Source organism: Pedobacter alpinus (assembly GCF_042684645.1).
GTDB classification, from domain to species: Bacteria; Bacteroidota; Bacteroidia; order Sphingobacteriales; family Sphingobacteriaceae; genus Pseudopedobacter; species Pseudopedobacter alpinus.
The window spans coordinates 184,766-207,922 of the sequence record NZ_JBHULV010000028.1 but is presented as its reverse complement, the minus strand read 5'-3'; the positions used below and the strand labels follow the sequence as shown (position 1 = coordinate 207,922).

The following is a 23,157-nucleotide window of genomic DNA, read 5'->3' as shown; positions in this document are numbered from 1 at the left end:
TTTTATCTTTGTTAAGATATGGGATTTAAAAGAAAAATACAATTAGCATACCGAAAAGCTGATTTTGCTACAATTATAAAAGAAACTGCTTTTATATTGTTGGGTATAACATCTGCTGCTTTCGGATTAAAAAGCTTTTTACTACCCAATCATTTTTTAGATGGCGGAGCAATGGGAATTTCATTGCTTTTAAATATTAAGACCGGGTTTTCATTAAGCTTTTTAGTTGTTTTAGTAAATATACCTTTTGTACTATTAGGCTTAAAGCAAATATCTAAGTCTTTTGCTATAAAAACTGTACTTGCCATAGCGGGTTTAGCTTTAATGCTAACATTTGAATTTTTTCCTATTATAACTTCCGATAAATTACTGATAGCTGTTTTTGGAGGTTTCTTTTTAGGTGGTGGTATTGGTTTAAGCATTAGAGGGGGTGCCGTAATTGACGGAACTGAGGTTTTAGCACTATTTATTTCCAGAAATGTAAGTTTAAGCGTAGGCGATATCATCCTTTTATTTAACATTTTAATTTTTAGTGTTGCAGCTTGGGTAATAGATATCGAAACTGCCTTATATGCCATTCTAACTTATTTATCTGCATCAAAAACTATTGATTTTATTATTCACGGTGTTGAAGAATATATTGGTGTAACTATAATTTCTCAAGAAAACGAAGAAATTAGACAAGCCATTACTAAAATTATGGGTAGGGCAGTAACTATTTATAAAGGGGAAAGAGGTTATGTTAAAAATTTACAACCAGATGAAATAGACATAAAAATTGTTTTTACGGTAGTTACCAGATTAGAAGTAACGAAGCTAAGAAACCTAGTTAAGAACATAGATAAACAAGCTTTTATTGTAATGCATACTGTAGATGATACGTATGGTGGCATGGTTAAACAGAGGCCGTTGCATGGGTAGGTTGTAAATAAATAAAGCTCCAATTAAGGAGCTTTAATGAGAAGGACTGACCAAGTGAGTTTTCCTGATCGTAACCCTAAATTTTTAATATTAGATACTTACCTTGTATATTTTATCTTCGCACTACAAGAGGTTTCCTAACTTGTTTAGTGCCATCAGTAATATCTAAATAATAAACATCTGGAATTAAATCTGATATATCTAAGGTTGTATTTATATTATCTTTAGAGTACTCAACCACTTTTTTTACATTACCAACTTTATCTATTACTCTTATTTGTGTAATTGCTGTCAAACTTGAGACACTAGTGGTTGTTTGGTTCGTTTGTTCTAAAAGTATATCTGCAAGCTTTATATTAACTGTTGTTGATGCAGGATTTGGAAATAATTCTACATTAGAAGATGATCTACTTCCGTAACAAATAGGTGAATAATTACCACCATAAACAGGAGCTGTTGCTCCGCAACTTGTTACTGCTACTACAGTTAATCCTTCACCATCTGATGTACAAGGCCAATTATAAGTAGATAAGAAAGAGCCGGGAGTAGTTTCTACTAACTGACCATTAATATACCAATCATATCTTATAGCATTGGGATTTTCTGGACTTACTTGTGCCAGTAAAGGTTCATTGGTCATAGGAGTAGAGTATATCCATGTTATAGAGGGATTATCCCATGGTTCGCATGGGCAAAAAGATATTGCATTAGTTCCACAACTATTGCTTGTAGAGGCCACTATTGCACCACTATTTCCATTAGGAGATGATATAGTTACAGTATTTGATTGAGTTGTATAAGGTGAACTATTTCCATTGATTAATAACCCATTAGTAGTAGTCCAAGTGACGTTTGAATATAATGGAAAGTTACTACTTACTATTACCGTATTACAATCTTGTGTGAAAGCTTGACTTAAAGAATATGGACTAGACCATGCAGACCCTACGCCAACTGCATACCAAGCATTAGTTACTTGAATAACTCATTTGAACAGTTACCAAATAATTGAATAGCAGCTTGGATACTCAATTGCCTGCAAAGCGCATAGTTTGCCGAGGAATTATTCATTAATAATTTAGTTCTATAAGCTATTGCTGCGCCAGTATTTATCCCTAAACCATTTACATTAAAGTTATTATTAATGTCGTTAGTACCGCTACCTCCATCTGATAATAAAAAGAACCAATAGTTTAATACTCCACTATTAGTATGTACTCCACAAAAATCATTTCCATTTTGTCCACCAGTTGGAGTACAGCCATTTGTATTAACCAAAAATTCCCCAAATAAGTATCGGGTTGGTTAAACATATTAGGATTAGACATATTACGTATAGCACCAATATTCAGATCCTCACCAATTAACCATCTTTGTTTTTGGGGTGTACGCCAAGCTTCTACACAAGCACCCCAAATATCTGCAAATCCTTCATCTAATGCACCAGATTCTTTTTCATAAGCTAAGTTGCCCGTAAATTTGTCAATCCCATGTCCAAATTCATGAGCGCAAACATCTAAAGTGGTAACATTGCCACCACTTATCCCATTACCGTAATACATATTATTGTTATTATTATTCCAAAAAGCATTGACTGGGTTAGTACCAACATTCACATTAAAATAACTATTTATTTGCAACCCAGCATTGTTTATGCTATTTCGTTGATGCACTGTATTCCAATAGTCAAATACTGTCTCTGCTCCCCAATGCGCATCAAATCCGGCTCTCAAATTACCATATTCTGCAAAAGTCCAATTATTATCGTTATCAGATAAATCTGTCGCACCATTCACTTCAAGTCCTCCAAAATTATTATTTCTAGTATGAATAATCACATTATTAGGACCTCTGGTTTCTCGCAAAATGAATGGACCGCCAAGATTTGTGGCATCTGTTGTAATATTTTGAGTGCCATTGTATTGAGTTTGTGCTGTACCAGGAAAATTAATATTACAAATTGTACTTTCTGATCCTAAAAATTCGCCATTAAGCGCACTTATGTACACATTTTCTGCTCTGAAACTGCTTTTAGCTTCAAGATGAACTTCATAAGCTAGTTGATATTTTTCAATTTTATAGTTAAAATAATAAATCAAAGGACTTGACAGTAGTTTTTCATCATTTGATTTAACTTCTTCATTAAAATATTTTTGAGCATTTTTTGTAAAAAGTAATTTATTTTTTTCTATTAAAGATTCCTCCTGTAAAAAATCGGCAAAAAAACCATGTATAAATTGCAAGTTGTTGTTATCAAAATTAATTAGGAGTTCACCTCCTCTTAATTTAATACCATTTTTTTTAATTTGAAATTTGTCCTGAAAGTTGCCTTTTCCAAATTCTTGGGTTTCAATTTTAACAAAAGTTAAATCATTATTGTTTTTGGTTATTTATTTTAGTAAGTTTAACTTTTGAGCATTATATTAGAGGCTATCCTTGATTTAAAAGTTGCATATTGAATTGCTCCATTTTTTTGAATGATATTTTCAAACTCAATTTTTTTTTGTGAAAATAATTTTGAAAATGATAAACATAAGAGTATTGCGATACAAAGGGTTGTGTTTGTCATTGCTAAATATTTAAGTTTTAAAAATTATTTGTATTCACTGTCTGATTATTTAGGGGATTTTTGTCATAGTATAACTTTCACTATTCATACGATTACTTGTAAGAACTAAACTATCTTTTAAATTATAATCGTAAATCCATTGACTATTTGGTCCGCCAAAAATTGGAAATTCAATTATTACAGCAGAAAAATTAAATTCAGTATTTTTTCTTTGATAAGTTGCTATACCAGCTGCAGTAATATTATTGTTAAAACTTAGATAAACACTATCATTAGCCAATACTTTAAAATATGAATTAGGTGTAGGAGTTTTTATAAATCCTGAGTATCCATATCCATAAGTATGATGTATTTTCCAATTTCCAACTAGTGATACTCTAACTTCTGCAACAGATTTATCTCTCAATAACACAGGGTCATCTGTTGTGATATTGCGTTTGTCTTTTTTACAGGATTGTAAAATTAAGCTTGTAAGGAAGAAAAAAAGGATTACATGTTTCATAATGGTAATATTATAGGGTTAAATAAGTGAATTTTAAGTTAATACGTAAGGATTTACTTTAATGATACAGTTTAAAAATTTATTTGTAATTATTAATTTTAAGAGAAAATTAACTAAGTATTTTTAATTTTTTTTAGATATTTAAGGTTAAAAAATTATTTACATTTTAGCTATATATCCTCGCTGCTCGCCATGTTTAGCTTAGAGCATAGCGGATTGTTGAATAATTTGGATTTAACAATTCGCATAAAGGAAATTTACAGAACTCAGGTTTTTCTGAATAATGGCTTGTTTATATCCAGAAACGTGAGTTTAAGCGTAGGCGATATCATCCTTTTATTTAACATTTTAATTTTTAGTGTTGCAGCTTGGCTAATAGATATCGAAACTGCCTTATATGCCATTCTAACTTATTTATCTGCATCAAAAACTATTGATTTTATTATTCACGGTGTTGAAGAATATATTAGTGTAACTATAATTTCTCAAGAAAACGAAGAAATTAGACAAGCCATTACTAAAATTATGGGTAGGGCAGTAACCATTTATAAAGGGGAAAGAGGTTATGTTAAAAACCTACAACCAGATGAAATAGATATTAAAATTGTTTTTACGGTAGTTACCAGATTAGAAGTAACCAAACTAAGAAACCTAGTTAAGAACATAGATAAACAAGCGTTTATTGTAATGCACACTGTAGATGATACGTATGGAGGCATGGTTAAACAGAGGCCTTTGCATGCTTAAAAAATAAAGCCCTAAAAGGGCTTTATTAAGAATTATATTTTGTGAGCTAATTTTGCTTTTTTTTTTCTAAATCAATTGCCAAAATAGCTTCCAAAACCCTATCAATATCTTCTGGCACATCAATAGCTAAACTTTCGTTTCTGGTAACTGCTACCTTAATTTTGCAACCATTTTCTATCCAGCGTAATTGTTCTAACATTTCCGATTTTTCTAAATCGCCAATTTCCATACTAGAAATAATACCTAAAGTAGAAGTTCGGTAGCCGTAAATACCAATGTGCTTATAAAATTTATGGTTATTCAAATAGTCTTTAGGTTCAATATTTTTTAAGTAAGGGATAACCTGACGGCTAAAATAAATAGCGTCAAAATTTTTATTGATAATCACCTTTGGGGTGTTATAATTAAAAAGCTCTTCTTGTGTTTCTATTTTTTTAACCAAAGTGGCTAAATCTGTAGAAATGTCATTAAAGCAATTTGCTAATAAATTAATTTGAGAGGGGTCTATTAGAGGTTCATCACCTTGGATATTAATAATGGCATCATAACCAGTCATTTTATTGGCAACCTCTGCACAACGGTCTGTTCCGCTTAAGTGCTTGCTTGATGTTAAAATTACGTTTCCTTTAAAAGCCTTTACGGCTTCAAAAATTTGCTCATCATCTGTAGCAACTACAACGTCTGATAATGAAGTAGCTTTTTTTGCTTGCTCATAAACTCTTTGAATCATACTTTTGCCCGCTAAATCAATTAATGGTTTACCGGGAAAACGCGTTGAGGCAAATCTGGCAGGTATGATACCTAAAATCTTCATAAATTATTATTTAAAAAAGACCGTTAATCTCTCTTTCAATACTTTCAATTATAAAAGCTAAATCATCAGGGTTATTTGTAAAATCAAGCTTGTCCTTATCTAAAATCAGTAAATTTCCTTCGCTGTAACCTTTAATCCATTTATCATATTTCTCATTAAGTTTTTGCAAGTAATCAATTCTTATACTTGCTTCGTACTCTCTACCACGGCGTTGTATGTTTTCTACCAATGTTGGTACAGATGCTTTAAGGTAAATCAGTAAATCTGGTGGATTTATAAATGAAGTAATATTGTCAAAAATTGAACGATAGTTGTCATGATCTCTAGTGGTCATCAATCCCATTTCATGCAAATTTTCGGCAAAAATATGTGCATCTTCATAAATGGTTCTGTCTTGAACAATCGTTTTTTCGCCTTTCTGAATCTCTTTTATCTGTTGAAAACGAGTATTTAAAAAGTAAATTTGCAAATTAAAGCTCCACCTTTTCATATCGCTGTAAAAATCCTCTAAATAAGGATTATTATCTACCGCTTCGTACATAGCTTCCCAACCATAATTTTTAGCCAGCAACTCTGTTAAAGTAGTTTTTCCTGCTCCTATGTTTCCAACAATAGCTATATGCATAATTTCAATTTTAAATAAAATGGTGTTATATGTGTTTAAATCTACTATTAAAAAGTTCTAAAGCCAATAATTTCTCTAACTTCTTTAATTGTTTTTGATGCACTCTCTCTGGCTTTTATTGCACCATGCTTTGCAACTTGTCTTAATAATTTGCTATCCCCAGAGATATATTCAATTTTTTCTCTAATTGGTTGTGTAGCTATAATAATATCTTCGGCTAATTGTTTCTTAAAATCACCGTATCTTATTTCACATTTATTATATATTTCTTCAAAATGCGCAAGTGTATCTGGCGTTGATACCACTTTCATAATGTCGAATAAATTTTGAATTTCTTGAGGCTTTTCTTGATTGTCTTGCGTTGGGCCAGCATCAGTAACTGCTTTCATTACCTTTTTTCTAATAATTTCTGGACTATCAGCTAAATAAACAGCATTATTTTCCCCTTCAGATTTCCCCATTTTACCTTTACCATCTAAGCCTGGTATTTTAACCAATTCTTTTGCATAGTTAAATGCATAAGGTTCTTTAAAATAATCTGTTTTATACAAATGGTTAAACCTATTTCCAAAAGTTCTGGCCATTTCTAAATGCTGTTCTTGGTCTTTTCCTACTGGTACTTTGGTAGCGTGGTGTATTAAAATATCTGCTGCCATTAATACGGGGTAAGTTAATAAGCCAGCGTTAACATTGTCTGCATTTGCTCTTATTTTATCTTTAAAAGATGCACTTCTTTCTAGCTCGCCTACGTAAGCATTCATATTCATGTACAAATATAATTCGGCAATTTCGGGCACATCAGACTGTATGTAAAGCGTCGCTTTTTCTGGGTCTAAGCCAGCAGCTAAATACTCTACTAATACTTGTTTTATGTTTCCATGAAGATTATCTGGCGTAGGATGAGTAGTTAATGAGTGGTAATCGGCAATAAAGAAAAAACAATTATGCTCTTTTTGCATTTTTACAAAATTACTAACCGCACCATAATAATTTCCTAAGTGCAGTTTACCTGTAGATCTAACTCCGCTAACAATAGTTTCCATAATGTGGCGAAAGTACAGAAAATTTCTATTTTTGAGAGCGATGATACAATTTTTGAAACAAGGTTTAAGATATTGGCATTATTTAATGGTAATATTTACATTTGGAATAACGTATCCATTCGTATATCTCTTTTCAAGAAGCTCCAAAACTTACACTCAATTAAATTCTGTTAGAAGAATTTGTTCTTTTTTGCCTACTTTTTTTAGTGGATTTATATTTAAATATGAGTTTGAAGAAGAAATAGACTGGAATAAAATTTATATTATTTGCCCTAACCACGCCTCAAATCTCGATATTTTTACCATGAGCTTGGTAGCAAAAAACAATTTCTTTTTTTTAGGTAAGCAAGAGTTGCTAGATAACCCAGTTACAAAAATATTTTTTAAAACAATTGATATCCCAATTAACAGGGAAAGTAAAATTTCTTCTTTCAGAGCATTTCAAAAAACTGCTGTAAGAATAAAACAAGGAATGTCGCCAATTATTTTCCCCGAAGGAAAGATTGGTGAAGAGTTTCCTCCAATATTACACGAGTTTAAAAATGGTCCTTTTAGGTTAGCAATAGAACATCAAATAGCAATTATACCAGTAACCATACAAGATAATTGGAAATTATGGTGGGATGATGGTAAAAAATATGGGTGTAAACCGGGTATTTCAAAAGTTTACATTCATAAACCAATAGAAGTATCAGGTTTTAATTTAAAAGATGATGAAATTTTAAAGGATTTGGTTTATCAAAAAGTTAATTCAAAACTTAATTACCCGCCATCATTTTAAAAAACAGCTTTTTTATAAGTTATTAAGAGAGCCGAAAAATAATATTAAATTGCACAAAGTTTAATATGATTAGCATTAAAGCAGATGTTCTGCAAAAGGCAATAAAAATCAGAAATGAAAATAGACAAACAAACAGTAGATAAAATTGCGCATTTAGCCAGACTAGAATTAACAGAAGTTGAAAAAGAGCGTTCTATTGAGGAGTTAAGCGAGATTCTTAGCTTTATGGAAAAGCTTAATCAATTAGATACAACCGGGGTTAAACCGCTTATTTACATGAATGATGCTGTAAATGTTTTAAGAGCAGACGAAGTTATACAAGAACTTACCAGAGAGGAAGCTTTGCAAAATGCACCTCTAAAAAACGAAGAATACTTTAAGGTGTCAAAAGTTATTCAGAAGTAATTTGCTAAAAATCAAAAACCAATGTAACAAAACCTGTTGCTTAGATGTCTATAAAAGAAAAAGAAAATGCAACCATTAATAACTATAAATGATTTAGGGCGTAAATATGTAATTGGTGCAGAGGTTATACATGCGCTTAAATCAGTTTCTCTAACTATTAATAAAGGAGAATTTGTTGCTTTAATGGGGCCTTCTGGTTCGGGTAAATCTACTTTAATGAATTTATTGGGCTGTTTAGATACACCAACAAAAGGTGAATATATTTTAAACGGCATTAATGTTAGTCAAATGACAGACAGTGAATTAGCTGAAGTAAGAAACAAAGAAATAGGGTTTGTTTTTCAAACATTTAACCTTTTGCCTCGCTCTACAGCACAAGATAATGTTGCTTTGCCATTAATTTATGCAGGTATAAAAAAGAAAGACAGAGATGCAAGATCTCTATTAGCTTTAGAAAACGTTGGTTTAGGAAACAGAGTGCACCACAAGCCAAATGAGCTTTCTGGTGGGCAAAGGCAAAGAGTTGCTGTTGCTAGGGCTTTAATAAATAATCCTTCTATTATTTTAGCCGATGAGCCAACGGGTAACTTAGATACAAAAACATCTATTGAAATTATGGGTTTGATTGAAGAAATTCATTCAAAAGGAAATACAATAATTATAGTAACTCACGAAGAAGACATAGCTCAGCATGCCCACCGTATAGTAAGAATGCGAGATGGTTTAATTGAAGAAGATTACTTAAATCAGGATATTAAAACGGTTTCTTCTAAATTGGAAGAGATGTAATATGTTTTTTTTTTAGTTTAAAGGGCGAGTAATGTGTGACTCGCCTTTTTTATTAAACAATTTTTTGAAAAGGTTGTTAAGCTGTTATTAAACAAGCTTAATAATTATTGAGGTTAAAAGATAATTACGATGAAAATATATACCAAAACAGGGGATAAGGGTTTAACATCTTTAATTGGAGGCACAAGAGTTCAGAAATATCATTTACGTATAGAATCTTATGGAACAGTTGATGAGCTAAACTCTTATATAGGTTTAATTAAAGACCAAAACATTGGTGAGGATGATAAAACTATTTTGAAAGAAATACAAGATAGGTTGTTTACAGTAGGTTCTAGTTTAGCCGCAGATCCAGAGAAGTCTAAAATGAAAATTCCGGATTTGTTAGAAACAGATGTTGAGTTGTTAGAACAGGAAATGGACAAGATGAACGAATTTTTACCGCCTTTAAAACATTTTATTTTGCCTGGAGGAAACACTACGGCCTCCTATTGTCACATTGCCAGATGTGTTTGCCGAAGAGCGGAAAGACAAGTGGTACACTTGGCAGAAATAGAATGGGTTGATGAAAAAGTTATTGTTTATTTGAACAGACTTTCTGATTATCTTTTCACTTTAAGTAGAAAAGTAGTTTTTAACAATAAAGCCGACGAAAATATATGGATTCCAAGGATTTAAAAAATGTTGAAAACTTTTTTAGTAAACCTTAAATTTTAAATTAGTTTTGCAAAACATTAAAACAAAATTCTAAGATTATGTATTGGACATTAGAATTAGCATCTCATTTAGAAGACGCTCCTTGGCCAGCCACCAAAGACGAATTAATTGATTATGGAATCAGATCAGGTGCTCCTGTAGAAGTTATAGAAAACTTGCAAGCATTAGAAGATGATGGAGAGCCGTATGAAAATATTGAAGAAATTTGGCCAGACTATCCTACAAAGGACGACTTCTTCTTTAATGAAGATGAATACTAGAAAAAAAGGACTCAATAATTATTGAGTCCTTTTTTTGTATAAAAAAAAGTACAACTGTTTTGCTCTTAAACACCTTTTAAAGGTGTTTTTTACGTTTTGTCAAATTTTGGTCTGCTTTTAGATAAGGTATAAATATATCAAACACATTAATTGTTAAACTTTATAAAAAAAATTAATCATGGGAAATTTACTTTATTTAATCGCAGTAGTTTTAATCATACTTTGGATATTAGGTGCTTTTGTATCACCTTTTGGAGGTAATTTAATACACATTCTTTTAGTAATTGCAATTATAGCAGTACTATTAAGAGTTATTAGAGGGGCAGCTTAAGTTATTAATAACACTATATAGAAAGCGAAATATCTAAAGATGTTTCGCTTTTTGTATTTATGATTTATAAATATAATTTGTAAATTTGTGTAGTGTTTTATTTAATTTAGTATGTATGACAACGTTTACAAGTACACTCCCAAATGATTTAATGGAAATGCTAACACAAAAAGCGTTAGCATTAAAACTTCCTAAAAATAAATTGATAGAGAAAGCCTTGCGTATATATTTAGATCAACTTACCAAAGCAGAGTACATCAAATCTTATAAATCATCAACAGATGATGATGAAATTTTAAGCATTGCTGAAGAAGGAATGGTAGATTATTTTAAACAATTAGAAGATTGAAGCAAGGCGAGATTTGGTACGCAAGTTTAGATCCTACCAAGGGAAGCGAACAAGCAGGTTACAGGCCAGTAGTTATTTTAAGTGGTAATTTGCTGAATAAATATTTGCAAGTTGTTATAACCGCACCTTTAACCACAAAAATTAAAAACTATAAAGGAAATCCGATCATTAACCCTAATATTGATAATGGCCTAGAGGATATTTCTGAAATATTGGTTTTTCATATCCGTTCTGTATCTAAAAACAGATTAATAAAGAGGGTAGGAGCAATACGTAAAAGCGAATTAGATTTGGCAATAAGCACACTCAACGATATTCTTAGGTATTAATTTTACTGTTAATTATCGCTTCAGCTAAAATTAAATCTTCTTTAAAGGTAATTTTAAAATTAAACTCATCTCCTTTTTCTAAATTAATTGAAAATCCTGCTTTTTCAACTACTGAGGCGTCATCTGTAAAGAAAGAATCGAAATTTTGTTGATAAGCTGTTTTTAGTTGATTGTAGTTAAATGTTTGAGGGGTTTGAACCAGATAAATCTCACATCTTTTTAAAGCTGTTGATTTGCTGTTTTGAAGCATCCTAACAGAATCTTTAACGGGCGCTGCTGCAATTGCATTTCCGTTTATTAAAGCATTTTTAAAGCAGTTTGAGATAGTTTGTTGAGAAACTAATGGCCTAACACCATCATGTATCGCTATTATTGAATTTTCTTTATTAATTAATCCTAATCCGTTTTTAACGGAGTGAAATCTTTCTGTGCCACCATTTACAACTTGGTGTGGTGTTTTAAATTTATGTTTTGCTACTAAAGCATTCCACAAATCATAATCAGCTTTTGCAAGTACTAAAATTATAGACGGTTTGTTTTCGTTAGTGTAGAAAGCATCAATGCTATGCATTAAGATGGGTTTACCATTCAGTTCTAAAAATTGTTTTGGAATATCACTATTCATTCTGCTACCGCTACCGCCAGCAACAATAATTGCATAAAAATTATAATCCGTCATTTAAAAGCTAATTAAACAAAAAAGACCGAAATTTCCGGTCTTTTTAAATTTTTTAGATGATTAACATGGCATCACCATAGCTATAAAATCTGTATTTCTCTTTAACAGCTTCTTCATAAGCTTTCATTACGTAATCATAACCTCCAAACGCAGCAACCATCATTAACAATGTTGATTCTGGAGTATGAAAATTAGTAATCATGCTGTTTGCTATGCTAAAATCATAAGGTGGGAAAATGAATTTTGAAGTCCAATCATTAACCGGTTTAAGCGTGTGGTTTGCAGATACCGCAGATTCAATTGTTCTCATTGCGGTTGTACCTACAGCACAAACTCTTCTTTTTTCTTCAATGGCTTTATTCACCATGTTAGCAGCTTTTTCTTCAATGATGATTTGCTCTGAATCCATTTTGTGTTTGGTCAAATCTTCAACTTCAACTTGGCGAAATGTACCTAAGCCAACATGTAAAGTAACTTCTGCAAAATCTACTCCTTTAAGCTCTAAACGTTTCATTAACTCACGGCTAAAGTGTAAACCTGCTGTTGGTGCTGCTACTGCGCCTTCATTTTTCGCAAAAATGGTTTGGTAACGTTCTTTATCTTCTGCCGTTGGGCGGCGATTGATATATTTAGGTAAAGGTGTTTCTCCTAAAATCTCAATATTTTGTCTAAATTCTTCATCAGTACCATCAAAAAGGAAACGTATAGTTCTTCCTCTTGATGTAGTATTGTCAACCACTTCGGCAACTAATAAATCATCATCGCCAAAATACAGTTTATTACCTACTCTAATTTTACGAGCTGGGTCCACCAATACATCCCATAAACGAAGCTCTTTATTTAATTCTCTTAACAAGAAAACTTCAATTGTGGCACCGGTTTTTTCTTTATTTCCGTATAATCTTGCCGGAAAAACTTTGGTGTTGTTTAAAATCATCACATCTTTTTCTTCAAAATAACCAAGAACGTCTTTAAAGATTTTATGCTCTATTTTTCCGGTTTTTTTATCTAAAACCATTAAACGTGACCCGTCACGGCTTTCTGAAGGTGTGTGAGCAATTAGAGACTCTGGTAAATGGAATTTGAATTGTGATAATTTCATGCTTTTTATTCAATATTTTGGAGCGCAAAGTTATGAAAAATATATTCAAATAATTAATTACTTGTTTTAAGCTATTTTACAGAAATTTTCATACCCTAAACCAACATAATTTTCTCCTCATTGGTTTTGCATTAACATCATGTTTTTTTTGAATTAGCTTAATTGTAATTATTATTAATGTAATTTAGAACAATTGATTTTTTTTAAAAACAATTAGTGTAACTAAATTAGGTTTAGATTGTCTTAGTTGTAATGATGCTATTTTTAAAACTCTTTCGTGAAAGTTTCATTTTTGCTTTTGATGCATTAAGGCAAAATAAAACCCGTACTTTTTTATCATTGTTAGGAATTACCATTGGTATTTTTACCATTATTACTGTATTTGCAGCTGTTGATACATTTAGAGGTAATTTACAGACCAGCGTTGATAAATTAGGCAGTAAAACTATTTACATTCAGAAATGGCCTTGGGGAGGTTTTGGAGATTACCCTTGGTGGAAATACATGCAACGCCCACAACCAAGTTTAAGAGATTATGAAGCTTTAAAAGTACGAGCAACTACGGCAGAAGGCTTATCTTATGAAATAAGCATGTCTAACAGGACTTTAAAATATAAAAGCAATAGTATAGAAGGTGCGCAAATTTCTGCGGCATCACATGATTATAATAAAACCTGGAACTTTGATTTATCTGAAGGCAGGTATTTTACAGATAACGAATCTAATAGCGGTTCGCCGGTATGTTTAATTGGATCTGATTTAGCAGAAGGACTTTTCCCAAACCAAACTGCTGCCGGTAAAGCTGTAAAAGTTTTAGGGCGTAAAGTTACTGTTATTGGTGTTTTTGCCAGAGAGGGAGAAGATTTATTAGGTGTTTCTTCTGATAAAACCTTATTAATACCCTTAAACTTTGCCCGTAATTTGGTTGATGTACAAAGCGATAGGTACGGACCACAAATAACTGTTAGGGGTAAAGAGCAATATAGTGTTACTGATGTAGAAAGTGAATTGAGAGGTTTAATGCGCTCTATTAGAAGAACTAGGCCTGTTGAAGATGATGATTTTGCGTTAAACAAAACAACTATTTTATCTGGACAATTAGACCAATTATTTGGAATTGTGGATGTTGCTGGTTGGATAATTGGTGGTTTTTCAATTTTAGTAGGTGGTTTTGGCATCGCTAATATTATGTTTGTTTCTGTTAAAGAGCGTACAAACATTATTGGTATTCAAAAATCTTTAGGGGCAAAAAACTATTTTATTTTAATGCAATTTTTATTTGAAGCGATTGCATTGTGTTTAATTGGTGGCTTAATTGGTTTAGGTGTGGTTTATTTAATGACCATAATAGCAACCTATGGTTTTGATGTCAAAATTATTTTAGATGCTGGTAATGTTATTAGAGGAATTAGTATTTCTGTTATAATTGGTGTAATATCTGGTTTTTGGCCTGCATTTTCGGCATCAAGATTAGACCCGGTAGAAGCCATTAGGTCAAAATAATTGTTAGAAAGGCTTAAAGCGAAATGCTCAAAGCTTAAAAAAAATGTTAATTTGATTCTGAAATAAGTTAGAGCCTGTTTAAATTTGTATTGTAAAAATGTTTATAGATTATTTTTGAGCGAAACAAGGCAAATTTTGTAGAGATAGCCGGAAGCTATCTAGAAAAATTTAACGAAGTTGCAGCCAAAAATAAGCATAAACAAATTATTAGATAAATTTTAAACAGGCTCTTAATATAAACTATATAACTCAAAAGGGTTTAACAAATTTGTGTTGAAACCCTTTTGTAAATAAACTCTAAAAGTCTTTTATTTATTTCTTGTTGATTGTTGTGGTATTCTATCAATTCACTTTTGGTAAATAATCCTTTTACCATACCAATTAAATCTTTTTTAAAAGCAATATCTTTTTTTAAGCTTTTTGAAAATAAGTCTTTTTTTAAAGTACTGTCTAAAGCTAAAAAGCCTTTATGTTTATTGCTTAAAAAGTAGATTGTACTTTCTACTAAAAGATCGTTTTGAAGTTTTAAAATTTGTCTTAATACTTCTTGAAACCTATTTAAAGGTTGCGGCAAATCTCCAAAATCAATAAAAGGTCTTAAGGCTTGTATATTTTCATCTCTGTTATCCATCAGTTTAAAAACCAATTAATTTTGAAAATGTTTTAAGCAATTAATGCTTGCTTTTTAACCAAGTTTCTAAACCTACAATACAATAAAATAGCGGCAGCAGTTAATGCCAAGGATAACGAAATCCATATTCCTATAGGTCCCATTTCAAAGGTGAAGCCCAAAATATAACCTAAAGGCAAGCCTATAACCCAATAGGCTATTAGTGTTATTATGGTTGGTATTTTAACATCAGATAAACCTCTTAAAATGCCAACGCCAACAACTTGAATACCATCTGATATTTGAAAAAAAGCAGCCACAATTAATAATTGCGAAGCTATTAAAATTACACTTTCGTCTTTAATGTATATCCACGGTAGTATAGTATTGCAGGTTAAAAATACAAATGCGGTAATTAGCATGTATATAATTACTAAATGGTAAGAGCTGATAGCCGATAACTTTAAGTCTTTAAAATCGTTTTTACCCAAAGCATTACCAGCTTTTATGGTGGCTGCAACTCCAATTCCGCTAGCTCCCATATAAGTAAATGCGGCTAAATTGATGGCTATTTGGTGCGCTGCTAATTCTTGTGCGCCAATCCAGCCAACCATAATTGCAGCACCAGAAAAAGCGCCTATTTCAAAAAAATATTGCAATGATATTGGTAGACCCAATTTAAAAATCCTTTTAATTTTAGTAAAATCGGGTTTTTGTATTCTGAATTTTTCTATATATGGGGTAAAATTTTTTGATTTTATAACGTAGTAAGCCATCCCAATTGCCATAAATATTCTGGATATTAAAGTGCCAATACCTGCACCAACTAATCCCATTGCCGGAAACCCAAACCAACCATAAATTAGCAAAAAATTAAAAATAATATTGATGATATTACCGATAATGGATACATACATGGCTTGTTTAGTATATTCTAAGCCTTCTGCAAATTGCCTAAAGCTTTGGTAAACCATTAAGGGAATAATAGAAGCACCAATAATTAATAAATAATCTTTAGTGGCAATTTCAACATCAGTTGGCTGGCCTAAAATTGATAGCTTTTGAGCAATTAGGGCTACCATAGCAAATAAAATAATACCAGTAATTACACTTATGATTACACCTTGCTCTAAATATTTACCACAGATAGATTTATTATTTTTGCCATTTTCTTGAGCTACCAAAGGCGTTATACCTTGTGATATGCCAATTCCACTCACTAAAAACACCCCTAAAATACTATTTCCTAATGCGCAAGCCGCTAATGGTATAGTGCCAAGTTGGCCAACCATTACACTATCCGCAACCATTGTAAACATGTGGCCTAATTGTGAAATTACCACAGGATAAGCCAATGAAAAATTGCTTTTGTAAAACGGAATATATTTGCGAAACCTTGCAATCATTATTTTAAAATTGACCCGCAAAGGAAAGTATAATAAATGAATTTTAGCAGAAGTTTAAGCTAATTGGGTAAGCTATTTTAATTATTACTCTGAAATGTTTTTTAAAGGATATGGATTTAGAATTTCCATAAATCTTTCGGGTTTAACTAAACTTTCAAACCCAAATTTTTGATAAAGTGTTTGGGCATCAGCAGTAGCTAACAAAAAACGTCTTAAATTTTTAAAATCGGGGTAATTTATAATGGTTTGCATTAACCATTTTGATAAACCTTGTTTTCTGTAGTTAAAATCTATAAAAACATCGGCTAAATAAGCAAAAGTGCTATAATCGCTTATTACTCTGGCAAAGCCAACTTGTTTGTTCTGGTGGTAAACACCAAAACAAGTAGCAAATTCAATTGATGTTTGGAAAGTTAAATAGGGGAGGTTTTTTGCCCAATAAGATTCTGTTGTTAAAAAATTATAAATATAATTAAGGTCTAATAAAGTTTTATCTGTATTTATAGAATAACCTTTATCAATATAAATATCATCATTTAAAAAAACTTTAACTCCCATATTAATAAGCAATAGTGTGGTGTTCGCCAGCTAATAAATTACGCACATAAACTTCATTTTGCACCACTGCACAAAGTGTTCCTTGTTTGTTGTAAATTTCTATTGGGTAGGTTTTTATAAATTTACCTACTGTTTTAAGGTCTTTCTCTACATCTAAAATATCAGCATCTGTAATGTTTATTTTAAAATACAAATTTGTGTTTCCTGGTTTTAGATATTGAATGTGCGCACTTTTTAACCATACCCTAACTTTAAAACCTTTTTTTGTGAGTATTTGATCAAAAAGTATGGCGAAAAACGGGTCGGAGGCGGCAAAGATAGTCCCACCGAAAATGGTTTTGTTATAATTTATATTTAGTAAACTTTTATTAATTTTTACCTCAACAGATTTAAAATTGTCTCCAAAATTTATAATCCATATTCTTTGAAAAAACAACGGTGGATAAAATCTTAATACCCATTTAAGGGTTTTTGGACTTACTTTCATATTGTATCAAATATCAATAATTTGATTAGGATTGTGAAATTATATTGAGGCCAAAAGCAAAATGTAAAAAGTTTTAAAGCTATATACTAATTTTATATTATTTAACTTTTGGATTAAAAGTTAAACTAGTAAATGATGTTAATGAGGTCCAAAACCAATGTCAAGTATTTTACCAAACAATTTTAAACAAGCTCTAAATATTTCATAAATTAATTATTGCCTCAATATAAATAGCTAAATTGCGAGTTCTAAGAAAAAAAAGAATAGCAAATATGGCTCAGAAGAAAGCAAAAAGGAACGTTAAAGAAAAAACTAAAGCTAAGTTGCACCCAAGAAATAAACACATTGGAAGGTACGATTTAGATGCACTCACTTTAAGTTTTCCTGAGTTAGGAGATTTTGTAAAAGAAAACCAATACGGAGATAATTCTATTGATTTTGCAAATCCGGATGCTGTTAAAGCATTAAACAAAGCACTTTTATTACACTATTATGGTGTTAAAGGTTGGGATATTCCAGATAATTACTTGGTGCCACCAATTCCAGGTAGGGCAGATTACATCCATAACGTTGCTGATTTATTAGCTACTAGCAATGGCGGAGAAATACCAACAGGTAAAAAAATTAAATGTTTAGATATTGGTGTTGGGGCAAATTGCGTGTATCCTTTAATTGGTAACCACGAGTATGGTTGGTCTTTTATTGGTGCAGATATTGACCCAGTTTCTATAGCATCTGCCACCGCAATTGTTGATGCAAATCCCGATTTGAAAACAAGAATTAAATTCAGACATCAGCCTAATCATAAAAATATTTTCCCAGGTGTTTTAGAAAAAACAGAACGCATACATTTAAGTATTTGTAATCCTCCGTTTCATGCAACTTTTGGCGAAGCACAAGCTGCCGCTTTAAAAAAACTGAATAACTTAAATAAAGAAAAGGTAACAGAAGTAACCTTAAACTTTGGCGGACAAAGTAAAGAACTTTGGTGCCATGGTGGCGAGGGTAAATTTGTGAAAGATATGATTGCTCAAAGTGTAGAATTTTCAAATTCTTGTCTTTGGTTTACCACTTTAATATCAAACCAAGCCAACTTACAAGCAGCCTATGCACAACTAAAACAGGTGGAAGCTGTTGATGTAAAAACTTTAGCCATGGGGCAAGGCAATAAAATTAGCAGAGTTTTAGCTTGGACTTTTCAAACTCCAGAAAGGCAACAATTGTGGTTTCCTAAAACGGAATCAGTTATTGAGCAACCATAAATAAACAAAAATGTTGAATAATTTAAGGTATTGGTTTATAAATAAGTTTCAAAAAGTATTAAACAGTATCTCTTTTTATCCGGCATTAATAGGTTTATTGTTTTTGGTTTTAGCCATCCTGATGCTTGGTTTTGATTTTTCTATACAAGGGAAAAATGTAAAATCGTACATTTCGTGGCTTAATATTAAAGATGCTACAACAGCCCGAAGTATTATTTCGGCAATTGCTGCTGGTATTATCTCTTTGGCTGTTTTTAGTTTCTCTATGGTGATGATTGTGCTTAACCAAGCAGCATCACAAATGAGTAACCGAGTTTTAGATAAACTGATTGGGAACAGGTTTCAACAAATTGTATTAGGCATTTACATTGGCACAATTGTTTATGCCTTCTTTTTGTTAAGCACCATTAGAGATATTGATAGTGGGTTGTACATTCCTTCTTTAAGTATTTATTTGCTTATTATCATTACCATTTCTGATATTTTTCTTTTCATTTATTTTTTGCATTACATCACTCAGTCTGTTAAATATGAGGTTATTGTTAGGAGAATATTTGATAACACTTTTAATGTATTAAGAAACAATTGCGCTGCTAAAACTGAACCCACAGTAGAGATACAAGTGAATAGCGAATATTTTCTACATACCAATAAAACAGGTATTTACGAAGGTTTTGATAGCAGTTCTTTTTTAAAGATTTGCGAAAAGCACCAACTGATTATAGAAATTTTAGTTACCCCGGGCACAAGTTTATTAAAAGGTTCTCCTTTTGCTAAAATTGATAAACAAGTTGATAAAGATGTGGAAGAAGATATCGTCTCTTCTGTTTTTATAAACGAATCAGAATCTATTGATGTGAATTTTTTCTACGGTTTTAGGCAATTAACAGAAGTTGCGCTAAAGGCTTTAAGTCCGGGTATTAATGATCCTGGTACAGCAATTATAGCTATACGCTCTTTGTTCGAGTTATATGCATATCGTATAAATCACCATCCATTATCTTTTATAGCCAACAAGGATGGTAAAGCTTGTGTTTTGGTTAAGGTGCTAAACTTTGATAAAATTTTTGCAGATACCATGGCACCAATCTGGAATTATGGTAAAACGGACAGGATGATACAAGAAGAGTTACTTTTATTAATTCCGCAATTGCAAAATATAGGTGTTAAACATCAAACAGTGAATGTCTTGTTGGAAAATGTGAAGATAGAGCATAAAAAGCAGTTGTTTTAGTGTTTAACGTTTGGATGTTAAAAGAAAAAGACACCAAAAATTAGTAAAACTAGAGGTTTTGCATAAAATTCGATATTAAACGCAACGTATATAGTTAAAATTACTATATTAGAGCATCTTGATACTTACTTTAAGTAAAGATTTGTTAGGTTTATATTTTACTACCATTCAATTTTCTTGAATAATCACTACCAAATACTTTGATAATAATTTTTTTCTATGAATATTTTTGGGGCATCACCTATTGATTTAAATACTTTAACAAACTTAAGCACAGAAGCTCCGGAGATAATTGTTTGGGCGGCACCTTTTATGTTTCTATTTGTGCTAATAGAATGGTTTGTTTCGCGTAAACAACACCCAGAGATGTATAACAAAGTAGAAACTATTGCATCTATATTTGTAGGTATTGGAAATGTTTTTATTGCCTTTCTTTTAAAATTTGGACTGTTTTTTATTGTAGTTGCTGTTTACAATTTACTGCCATGGCGAATGTTTTTAAACTGGTGGATGGTTATCCCATGTTATGTTCTTTTAGACTTTTGTAGTTATTGGTCGCATCGTATATCTCACCATCAAAGGTTTTGGTGGGCCACTCATGTTGTACATCATAGCGGAGAAAACTATAACCTAACCGTTTCATTTAGGTTAAGTTGGGTGCAGCATATTAAAATTATATTCTTTTTGCCAGTTGCATTGTCTGGTTTTCACCCCTTGGTTTTCTTTGTTGCTAATCAAGTTGCAGTACTTTTTCAGTTTTGGGTTCACACAGAATACATTAAAAAATTACCTCCATTTTTCGAATACATTTTTGCGACTCCATCTAACCATCGGGTACATCATGGCTCACAAGAGAAATACATTAACAAGAATTTTGGAGCCACATTTATCATTTGGGACAGAATTTTTGGCACTTACGAACCAGAGGATGAAAAAGTAATTTATGGACTAACTCATAAATTAGAGAAAAAAGGAAATCCGTTTTATATCAATTTCCATGAATTTATTGATATATGGAAGGATATGCGTGATGCAAAAGGCTTTAAAAAGAAATGGTTTTTCCTATTTGGAGACCCTTCAGATATTTACCACGAAAAACTTAAATCTTTTAACCATTTAGAGCAGAATAATTCTGTTAAAGACGAATCTGTTACGCCAAATCACTTTCATTTGATTAAAGAAAATGGAAATTAATATCAGGAAGTTTAAATATTGATCTCAAATTTATTATACAATAAGTTAGAGATGTGGTTCTAATTTCTGTTCAACCTGCTATCTTCATCCTACGTTTATCTCTTAGTCGTCCTATAGTAGTCCTTTAGTTGAAGGAGTGAATGAACTTATTAATGGCTCCGTAGGAAGTTGTGATTTGCTTTTTTCATTATTGTTTAATGATTTTTAAAGGCATTCAAGAATTCCGCAAGCTCCATTATATTTTTTAAAAAACTGATATTTACAACAATTTGTCAGGCAGGAGCGGAGTCGAAGCTTGATGTTGTGATTTGCTTTTTTCATTATTGTTTAATGATTTTTAAAGGCATGCAAGAATTCCGCAAGCTCCATTATATTTTTTAAAAAACAGATATTTACAACAATTTGTCAGGCAGGAGCGGAGTCGAAGCTTGATATGGTGATTTGCTGTTTTCAAGATTTCTATTGTTTTTTAGGGGCTTTCAAGAATTTCACAAGCTCCATTTCGTTATTTGCAAAACTGATATTTACAACAACAATGTGCCATCCTTCCTTTTGCCAATATTGTTGTGATTTGCTTTCGTTCTTTGCAAAACTGATATTTACAACAACGATTTCACAACATACATAGACCCGGCAAAAGTTGTGATTTGCTTTTTTCATTATTGTTTAATGATTTTTAAAGGCATTCAAGAATTCCGCAAGCTCCATTTCGTTCTTTGCAAAACTGATATTTACAACAACTAATGTTCCCGCTGCTGTTGTACTCCTCCAGTTGTGATTTGCTTTCGTTCTTTGCAAAACTGATATTTACAACAAGTTGGTTTATTCTGTTAATTACAATACTTTGGTTGTGATTTGCTTTTTTCATTATTGTTTAATGATTTTTAAAGGCATTCAAGAATTCCGCAAGCTCCATTTCGTTCTTTGCAAAACTGATATTTACAACAAGTTTTCGATGTAATGGGCAACAGGTTCCCAAGTTGTGATTTGCTTTCGTTCTTTGCAAAACTGATATTTACAACAACCTTTGGTATGCTCACTTACGCCATGGTAAAGTTGTGATTTGCTTTCGTTCTTTGCAAAACTGATATTTACAACAACAATAAAAAGTAAAGATTGGGAATTTTTACGTTGTGATTTGCTTTCGTTCTTTGCAAAACTGATATTTACAACAACAGAAGAATTTATTTCTTTGTGTAAGTTTTCGTTGTGATTTGCTTTCGTTCTTTGCAAAACTGATATTTACAACAACATGTTGAATTTATAGAAGAATAGGATGCAAGTTGTGATTTGCTTTCGTTCTTTGCAAAACTGATATTTACAACAACAAATGCTGGTGAACATTGGGTTGATTTAGGGTTGTGATTTGCTTTCGTTCTTTGCAAAACTGATATTTACAACAACGCTTAGATGCGGTAAACGTAGGAGCATCAGTTGTGATTTGCTTTCGTTCTTTGCAAAACTGATATTTACAACAACAGCAGCACCACCATATAGTATTTCTTCTGTGTTGTGATTTGCTTTCGTTCTTTGCAAAACTGATATTTACAACAACCATTGCATTTTTTTATACTTAGAAAATTCAGTTGTGATTTGCTTTCGTTCTTTGCAAAACTGATATTTACAACAACATGTTCTCTTAATTTATCTGACATAATACGGTTGTGATTTGCTTTCGTTCTTTGCAAAACTGATATTTACAACAACTTTTAATATACAAGAAATATTTCTCACCTTGTTGTGATTTGCTTTCGTTCTTTGCAAAACTGATATTTACAACAACACTTACTGAGAATGGCATTGCAAATAAACAGTTGTGATTTGCTTTCGTTCTTTGCAAAACTGATATTTACAACAACTCTTAGTTATCCAAGTTCAATCTATCATAAGTTGTGATTTGCTTTCGTTCTTTGCAAAACTGATATTTACAACAACACAAG

General features: G+C 31.6%; 29 protein-coding genes and 1 CRISPR repeat array (1 of these 30 running past the window's edge). Of the genes, 15 read left to right on the top strand and 14 right to left on the bottom strand.

What is annotated here, in order from left to right; genetic code table 11:
* Window positions 1-18: 18 nt before the first annotated feature.
* Window positions 19-921 (top strand): YitT family protein, encoded by a 903-nt coding sequence (locus ACFSSE_RS09775; RefSeq protein ID WP_379043841.1) that lies wholly within the window; start codon window positions 19-21, stop codon window positions 919-921.
* Window positions 922-1,033: 112 nt separating this feature from the next.
* On the opposite strand, the gene ACFSSE_RS09770 is transcribed toward ACFSSE_RS09775, so the two are convergent.
* Window positions 1,034-1,561 (bottom strand): T9SS type A sorting domain-containing protein, encoded by a 528-nt coding sequence (locus ACFSSE_RS09770; protein WP_379043838.1) that lies wholly within the window; start codon window positions 1,559-1,561, stop codon window positions 1,034-1,036.
* Between ACFSSE_RS09770 and ACFSSE_RS09765 the strand changes: the two genes are divergently transcribed.
* A complete protein-coding gene (locus tag ACFSSE_RS09765) occupies window positions 1,554-1,712 on the top strand; it encodes a hypothetical protein (RefSeq protein WP_379043835.1) in 159 nt (52 codons plus the stop codon). The genes ACFSSE_RS09770 and ACFSSE_RS09765 overlap by 8 nt on opposite strands.
* 181 nt (window positions 1,713-1,893) lie before the next feature.
* Here the strand turns inward: ACFSSE_RS09765 and ACFSSE_RS09760 are convergent, their stop codons facing one another.
* The 3 genes from ACFSSE_RS09760 to ACFSSE_RS09750 form a co-directional block, all read right to left on the bottom strand.
* The gene (locus ACFSSE_RS09760) at window positions 1,894-2,199 is read right to left on the bottom strand and encodes a M4 family metallopeptidase (protein ID WP_379043832.1); all 306 of its coding nucleotides are present in this window, start codon (window positions 2,197-2,199) and stop codon (window positions 1,894-1,896) included.
* A complete protein-coding gene (locus ACFSSE_RS09755) occupies window positions 2,115-3,164 on the bottom strand; it encodes a M4 family metallopeptidase (RefSeq protein ID WP_379043829.1) in 1,050 nt (349 codons plus the stop codon). The genes ACFSSE_RS09760 and ACFSSE_RS09755 overlap by 85 nt, the downstream gene beginning before the upstream one ends.
* Before the next feature lie 375 nt (window positions 3,165-3,539).
* Window positions 3,540-3,992, bottom strand: a complete 453-nt coding sequence (locus ACFSSE_RS09750; protein WP_379043825.1) for a hypothetical protein — start codon at window positions 3,990-3,992, stop codon at window positions 3,540-3,542.
* Between the two features lie 192 nt (window positions 3,993-4,184).
* On the opposite strand from ACFSSE_RS09750, the gene ACFSSE_RS09745 reads away from it, so the two are divergent.
* The gene (locus ACFSSE_RS09745) at window positions 4,185-4,739 is read left to right on the top strand and encodes a YitT family protein (protein WP_379043822.1); all 555 of its coding nucleotides are present in this window, start codon (window positions 4,185-4,187) and stop codon (window positions 4,737-4,739) included.
* A gap of 46 nt (window positions 4,740-4,785) precedes the next feature.
* Here the strand turns inward: ACFSSE_RS09745 and kdsB are convergent, their stop codons facing one another.
* From kdsB to trpS, 3 genes are read right to left on the bottom strand one after another with little or no spacing between them, the layout of a single operon-like run.
* Window positions 4,786-5,553, bottom strand: a complete 768-nt coding sequence (gene kdsB, locus ACFSSE_RS09740; protein ID WP_379043819.1) for a 3-deoxy-manno-octulosonate cytidylyltransferase — start codon at window positions 5,551-5,553, stop codon at window positions 4,786-4,788.
* 10 nt (window positions 5,554-5,563) lie between these two features.
* Window positions 5,564-6,178: a deoxynucleoside kinase gene (locus ACFSSE_RS09735; RefSeq protein ID WP_379043816.1), complete on the bottom strand. Its 615-nt coding sequence runs from the start codon at window positions 6,176-6,178 to the stop codon at window positions 5,564-5,566.
* Window positions 6,179-6,225: 47 nt separating this feature from the next.
* Window positions 6,226-7,221, bottom strand: coding sequence for a tryptophan--tRNA ligase (trpS, locus tag ACFSSE_RS09730; protein WP_379043813.1), 996 nt, complete (start codon window positions 7,219-7,221; stop codon window positions 6,226-6,228).
* A gap of 40 nt (window positions 7,222-7,261) precedes the next feature.
* Between trpS and ACFSSE_RS09725 the strand changes: the two genes are divergently transcribed.
* From ACFSSE_RS09725 to ACFSSE_RS09690, 8 genes are all read left to right on the top strand, one after another.
* Window positions 7,262-8,002, top strand: a complete 741-nt coding sequence (locus ACFSSE_RS09725; protein ID WP_379043810.1) for a lysophospholipid acyltransferase family protein — start codon at window positions 7,262-7,264, stop codon at window positions 8,000-8,002.
* A gap of 114 nt (window positions 8,003-8,116) precedes the next feature.
* Window positions 8,117-8,407: an Asp-tRNA(Asn)/Glu-tRNA(Gln) amidotransferase subunit GatC gene (gene gatC / locus ACFSSE_RS09720; protein ID WP_379043807.1), complete on the top strand. Its 291-nt coding sequence runs from the start codon at window positions 8,117-8,119 to the stop codon at window positions 8,405-8,407.
* Between the two features lie 66 nt (window positions 8,408-8,473).
* On the top strand, window positions 8,474-9,196 hold the full coding sequence (locus ACFSSE_RS09715; RefSeq protein WP_379043804.1) for an ABC transporter ATP-binding protein: 723 nt from the start codon (window positions 8,474-8,476) through the stop codon (window positions 9,194-9,196).
* Window positions 9,197-9,325: 129 nt separating this feature from the next.
* On the top strand, window positions 9,326-9,874 hold the full coding sequence (locus ACFSSE_RS09710; RefSeq protein WP_379043801.1) for a cob(I)yrinic acid a,c-diamide adenosyltransferase: 549 nt from the start codon (window positions 9,326-9,328) through the stop codon (window positions 9,872-9,874).
* A 77-nt stretch (window positions 9,875-9,951) separates the two neighbouring features.
* Entirely contained in the window at window positions 9,952-10,173 is a 222-nt protein-coding gene (locus ACFSSE_RS09705; RefSeq protein WP_017258669.1) for a DUF2795 domain-containing protein, read from the top strand.
* 178 nt (window positions 10,174-10,351) lie between these two features.
* A complete protein-coding gene (locus ACFSSE_RS09700; protein ID WP_379043798.1) occupies window positions 10,352-10,504 on the top strand; it encodes a lmo0937 family membrane protein in 153 nt (50 codons plus the stop codon).
* Window positions 10,505-10,619: 115 nt separating this feature from the next.
* Complete coding sequence (locus ACFSSE_RS09695) at window positions 10,620-10,853, top strand: CopG family transcriptional regulator (protein ID WP_379043796.1); 234 nt, start codon at window positions 10,620-10,622, stop codon at window positions 10,851-10,853.
* A complete protein-coding gene (locus ACFSSE_RS09690; RefSeq protein WP_379043793.1) occupies window positions 10,850-11,182 on the top strand; it encodes a type II toxin-antitoxin system PemK/MazF family toxin in 333 nt (110 codons plus the stop codon). The genes ACFSSE_RS09695 and ACFSSE_RS09690 overlap by 4 nt, the downstream gene beginning before the upstream one ends.
* Here ACFSSE_RS09690 and ACFSSE_RS09685 read toward each other — a convergent pair.
* Window positions 11,172-11,861: a 2-C-methyl-D-erythritol 4-phosphate cytidylyltransferase gene (locus tag ACFSSE_RS09685; RefSeq protein WP_379043790.1), complete on the bottom strand. Its 690-nt coding sequence runs from the start codon at window positions 11,859-11,861 to the stop codon at window positions 11,172-11,174. The genes ACFSSE_RS09690 and ACFSSE_RS09685 overlap by 11 nt on opposite strands.
* A gap of 52 nt (window positions 11,862-11,913) precedes the next feature.
* Complete coding sequence (gene queA / locus ACFSSE_RS09680) at window positions 11,914-12,963, bottom strand: tRNA preQ1(34) S-adenosylmethionine ribosyltransferase-isomerase QueA (RefSeq protein WP_379043787.1); 1,050 nt, start codon at window positions 12,961-12,963, stop codon at window positions 11,914-11,916.
* Between the two features lie 255 nt (window positions 12,964-13,218).
* On the opposite strand from queA, the gene ACFSSE_RS09675 reads away from it, so the two are divergent.
* Entirely contained in the window at window positions 13,219-14,466 is a 1,248-nt protein-coding gene (locus ACFSSE_RS09675; protein WP_379043929.1) for an ABC transporter permease, read from the top strand.
* Between the two features lie 259 nt (window positions 14,467-14,725).
* Here ACFSSE_RS09675 and ACFSSE_RS09670 read toward each other — a convergent pair whose 3' ends face one another.
* The 4 genes from ACFSSE_RS09670 to ACFSSE_RS09655 form a co-directional block, all read right to left on the bottom strand.
* Window positions 14,726-15,097: a hypothetical protein gene (locus tag ACFSSE_RS09670; protein ID WP_379043784.1), complete on the bottom strand. Its 372-nt coding sequence runs from the start codon at window positions 15,095-15,097 to the stop codon at window positions 14,726-14,728.
* 32 nt (window positions 15,098-15,129) lie between these two features.
* Window positions 15,130-16,482: an MATE family efflux transporter gene (locus ACFSSE_RS09665; protein WP_379043781.1), complete on the bottom strand. Its 1,353-nt coding sequence runs from the start codon at window positions 16,480-16,482 to the stop codon at window positions 15,130-15,132.
* Window positions 16,483-16,566: 84 nt separating this feature from the next.
* Complete coding sequence (locus ACFSSE_RS09660; RefSeq protein WP_379043778.1) at window positions 16,567-17,040, bottom strand: GNAT family N-acetyltransferase; 474 nt, start codon at window positions 17,038-17,040, stop codon at window positions 16,567-16,569.
* 1 nt (window position 17,041) lies between these two features.
* Entirely contained in the window at window positions 17,042-17,527 is a 486-nt protein-coding gene (locus ACFSSE_RS09655) for a DUF4442 domain-containing protein (RefSeq protein ID WP_379043775.1), read from the bottom strand.
* Window positions 17,528-17,799: 272 nt separating this feature from the next.
* On the opposite strand from ACFSSE_RS09655, the gene rlmF reads away from it, so the two are divergent.
* From rlmF to ACFSSE_RS09640, 3 genes are all read left to right on the top strand, one after another.
* Window positions 17,800-18,789: a 23S rRNA (adenine(1618)-N(6))-methyltransferase RlmF gene (gene rlmF, locus ACFSSE_RS09650; protein WP_379043772.1), complete on the top strand. Its 990-nt coding sequence runs from the start codon at window positions 17,800-17,802 to the stop codon at window positions 18,787-18,789.
* Window positions 18,790-18,799: 10 nt separating this feature from the next.
* On the top strand, window positions 18,800-20,023 hold the full coding sequence (locus tag ACFSSE_RS09645) for a DUF2254 domain-containing protein (RefSeq protein WP_379043769.1): 1,224 nt from the start codon (window positions 18,800-18,802) through the stop codon (window positions 20,021-20,023).
* A gap of 219 nt (window positions 20,024-20,242) precedes the next feature.
* The gene (locus ACFSSE_RS09640; RefSeq protein WP_379043766.1) at window positions 20,243-21,217 is read left to right on the top strand and encodes a sterol desaturase family protein; all 975 of its coding nucleotides are present in this window, start codon (window positions 20,243-20,245) and stop codon (window positions 21,215-21,217) included.
* Window positions 21,218-21,676: 459 nt separating this feature from the next.
* On the opposite strand, the gene ACFSSE_RS09635 is transcribed toward ACFSSE_RS09640, so the two are convergent.
* Window positions 21,677-21,877, bottom strand: a complete 201-nt coding sequence (locus ACFSSE_RS09635; RefSeq protein ID WP_379043763.1) for a hypothetical protein — start codon at window positions 21,875-21,877, stop codon at window positions 21,677-21,679.
* A 319-nt stretch (window positions 21,878-22,196) separates the two neighbouring features.
* Window positions 22,197-23,157: a CRISPR direct-repeat array (repeat unit 46 nt; unit sequence GTTGTGATTTGCTTTCGTTCTTTGCAAAACTGATATTTACAACAAC) (it continues 11,304 nt past the right edge of the window).

What these genes read in the sequence shown, in the direction of transcription:
- ACFSSE_RS09635 (WP_379043763.1), bottom strand. Translation starts at nt 21,877, where the DNA reads ATGAAAAAAGCAAATCACAACTTTTGCCGGGTCTATGTATGTTGTGAA.
- ACFSSE_RS09660 (WP_379043778.1), bottom strand. Translation starts at nt 17,040, where the DNA reads ATGGGAGTTAAAGTTTTTTTAAATGATGATATTTATATTGATAAAGGT.
- queA (WP_379043787.1), bottom strand. Translation starts at nt 12,963, where the DNA reads ATGAAATTATCACAATTCAAATTCCATTTACCAGAGTCTCTAATTGCT.
- ACFSSE_RS09750 (WP_379043825.1), bottom strand. Translation starts at nt 3,992, where the DNA reads ATGAAACATGTAATCCTTTTTTTCTTCCTTACAAGCTTAATTTTACAA.
- ACFSSE_RS09695 (WP_379043796.1), top strand. Translation starts at nt 10,620, where the DNA reads ATGACAACGTTTACAAGTACACTCCCAAATGATTTAATGGAAATGCTA.
- ACFSSE_RS09725 (WP_379043810.1), top strand. Translation starts at nt 7,262, where the DNA reads ATGATACAATTTTTGAAACAAGGTTTAAGATATTGGCATTATTTAATG.
- ACFSSE_RS09670 (WP_379043784.1), bottom strand. Translation starts at nt 15,097, where the DNA reads ATGGATAACAGAGATGAAAATATACAAGCCTTAAGACCTTTTATTGAT.
- ACFSSE_RS09665 (WP_379043781.1), bottom strand. Translation starts at nt 16,482, where the DNA reads ATGATTGCAAGGTTTCGCAAATATATTCCGTTTTACAAAAGCAATTTT.
- ACFSSE_RS09770 (WP_379043838.1), bottom strand. Translation starts at nt 1,561, where the DNA reads ATGACCAATGAACCTTTACTGGCACAAGTAAGTCCAGAAAATCCCAAT.
- ACFSSE_RS09655 (WP_379043775.1), bottom strand. Translation starts at nt 17,527, where the DNA reads ATGAAAGTAAGTCCAAAAACCCTTAAATGGGTATTAAGATTTTATCCA.
- ACFSSE_RS09685 (WP_379043790.1), bottom strand. Translation starts at nt 11,861, where the DNA reads ATGACGGATTATAATTTTTATGCAATTATTGTTGCTGGCGGTAGCGGT.
- gatC (WP_379043807.1), top strand. Translation starts at nt 8,117, where the DNA reads ATGAAAATAGACAAACAAACAGTAGATAAAATTGCGCATTTAGCCAGA.
- ACFSSE_RS09645 (WP_379043769.1), top strand. Translation starts at nt 18,800, where the DNA reads ATGTTGAATAATTTAAGGTATTGGTTTATAAATAAGTTTCAAAAAGTA.
- ACFSSE_RS09745 (WP_379043822.1), top strand. Translation starts at nt 4,185, where the DNA reads ATGTTTAGCTTAGAGCATAGCGGATTGTTGAATAATTTGGATTTAACA.
- ACFSSE_RS09735 (WP_379043816.1), bottom strand. Translation starts at nt 6,178, where the DNA reads ATGCATATAGCTATTGTTGGAAACATAGGAGCAGGAAAAACTACTTTA.
- kdsB (WP_379043819.1), bottom strand. Translation starts at nt 5,553, where the DNA reads ATGAAGATTTTAGGTATCATACCTGCCAGATTTGCCTCAACGCGTTTT.
- ACFSSE_RS09675 (WP_379043929.1), top strand. Translation starts at nt 13,219, where the DNA reads ATGCTATTTTTAAAACTCTTTCGTGAAAGTTTCATTTTTGCTTTTGAT.
- ACFSSE_RS09775 (WP_379043841.1), top strand. Translation starts at nt 19, where the DNA reads ATGGGATTTAAAAGAAAAATACAATTAGCATACCGAAAAGCTGATTTT.
- trpS (WP_379043813.1), bottom strand. Translation starts at nt 7,221, where the DNA reads ATGGAAACTATTGTTAGCGGAGTTAGATCTACAGGTAAACTGCACTTA.
- ACFSSE_RS09715 (WP_379043804.1), top strand. Translation starts at nt 8,474, where the DNA reads ATGCAACCATTAATAACTATAAATGATTTAGGGCGTAAATATGTAATT.
- ACFSSE_RS09705 (WP_017258669.1), top strand. Translation starts at nt 9,952, where the DNA reads ATGTATTGGACATTAGAATTAGCATCTCATTTAGAAGACGCTCCTTGG.
- rlmF (WP_379043772.1), top strand. Translation starts at nt 17,800, where the DNA reads ATGGCTCAGAAGAAAGCAAAAAGGAACGTTAAAGAAAAAACTAAAGCT.
- ACFSSE_RS09640 (WP_379043766.1), top strand. Translation starts at nt 20,243, where the DNA reads ATGAATATTTTTGGGGCATCACCTATTGATTTAAATACTTTAACAAAC.
- ACFSSE_RS09700 (WP_379043798.1), top strand. Translation starts at nt 10,352, where the DNA reads ATGGGAAATTTACTTTATTTAATCGCAGTAGTTTTAATCATACTTTGG.
- ACFSSE_RS09710 (WP_379043801.1), top strand. Translation starts at nt 9,326, where the DNA reads ATGAAAATATATACCAAAACAGGGGATAAGGGTTTAACATCTTTAATT.